General features: G+C 71.4%; 1 protein-coding gene and 1 pseudogene. Both read left to right on the top strand.

The features are described from left to right. Positions 1–405: 405 nt before the first annotated feature. A pseudogene (locus tag AN218_RS39130) lies at positions 406–1,286 on the top strand (glycoside hydrolase family 30 protein); the annotation flags it as partial. Between the two features lie 108 nt (positions 1,287–1,394). Beyond that, the gene (locus tag AN218_RS39125; protein WP_420856031.1) at positions 1,395–1,565 is read left to right on the top strand and encodes a glycoside hydrolase family 30 beta sandwich domain-containing protein; all 171 of its coding nucleotides are present in this window, start codon (positions 1,395–1,397) and stop codon (positions 1,563–1,565) included. Positions 1,566–1,613 lie beyond the last annotated feature (48 nt).

The raw sequence follows: 1,613 nt of genomic DNA, 5'->3' as shown, positions 1-1,613 counted from the left end.
CGCACCCCCCGCACCCCGCCCGTACGTCCCCGCACTCCGGAAGCCCCACGATCCGCACGTCCCCACAACCCCGTACGTCCGTCCCCACGAAGGAGCCGCACCGTGACACACAGACGGAGACTCGCCGCCTCGGCGACCGCGCTGACACTGCTCGCCGGCACGCACCTCCTGCTGGGCCCGTCCGCCCGCGCGGACGGCGACAACTCCCCCGCGGCGGGCGGCGAAGCCGCCACCGCCGCCCAGGTGTGGGTGACCACCGCCGACGGCGGCAAGCGGCTGGAGCGCGGCGCGGACGTCGCCTTCGACGGCGCGAAGCAGGACATCGACCTGGCCGTGGACGCGTCCGAGAAGGGGCAGCAGTTCACCGGTGCCGGGGCCTCCGTCACCGAGGCCTCTGCGCGGCTGATGAGCGGCCTGCCGGACGGCGAACGCGAGAAGCTGATGCGGAGCCTGTTCTCCGCCGACGGCGACGGCATCGGCCTCGACTATCTGCGCCAGCCCCTCGGCGGCTCCGACTTCGTGGCCGAACTCCCCTACTACAGCTACGAGGACGAGCAGGGCTCCTTCTCCGTCGACCGCGACACCAAAGAGATCCTTCCGCTGCTGCGCGAGGCCCTCGGCGTCAACCCCGACATCCGCGTCATGGGCACGCCCTGGTCGGCGCCCGCGTGGATGAAGGACAGCGGCAAGCTGGAGGGCGGCAGCCCACGGAGGAGCACTACGAGGCGTACGCCGACTATCTCGTCAAGGCGGTGCAGGCGTACGCGGCCGAGGGCGTCGACATCGACGATCTGACGGCGCAGAACGAGCCGCTGTTCGAGACGACGTACCCCTCGATGGGGATGTCCGCGGCCCAACAGGCGGCGTTCCTGCGGGTGCTGGACGAGAAGCTGACCGCGGCGGGCCTGGACACGGACCTGTTCGCCTACGACCACAACTGGGACAAGCCGGAGTACCCGCTCGAAGTCCTCGACAAGACACAGGACGTCGACCGCGTCCAGGGCGCCGCCTTCCACTGCTACGGCGGCGAACCGGAGGCCCAGCAGCAGGTGCGGGACGCGGGCGGCCGGGTCTTCTTCACCGAGTGCTCGGGCACCGACAGCGAGAGCGGCGACCCGGACGACACCTTCGCCGACAGTCTGACGTGGCAGACGGAGAACCTCGTGGTGCGCAGCCTGCGTTCGGGCTCCGAGACGGTCGTGCTGTGGAACATGGCGCTCGATCAGAACGGCGGCCCGCACTTCGGCAACTGCGACACCAGGTGCAACGGCGTCGTCGAGATCGACGGCGGCGACGTCGCACGGAACGCGGAGTTCTACTCGCTGGGCCACGTCTCGAAGTTCGTCGACCGGGGCGCCCACCGGATCGGCTCGACCACCCAGCAGCCGGGCGGCGTGGAGGACGTCGTCTTCGAGAACCCGGACGGTTCACGGGCGGCGGTCGTCGTCAACTCCTCCGACTCCGCACGGAAGTTCTCGGTCACCGAGTCCGGCAGCTCGCTGGCGTACGAGCTGCCGGCCGGTGCCGTCGCGACCTTCACCTGGCCCGGGGAGCCCGCCGGCTGACGGGCGTGCGGCCGGCGTCACGGTGCCCGGCCGGCCCGCGCAGGGCCG

Origin of the sequence: Streptomyces nanshensis, from assembly GCF_001751255.1 — a bacterium.
In the GTDB taxonomy this organism is placed as follows: domain Bacteria; phylum Actinomycetota; class Actinomycetes; order Streptomycetales; family Streptomycetaceae; genus Streptomyces; species Streptomyces nanshensis_A.
This window is presented reverse-complemented; position numbering and strand designations above follow the sequence as displayed.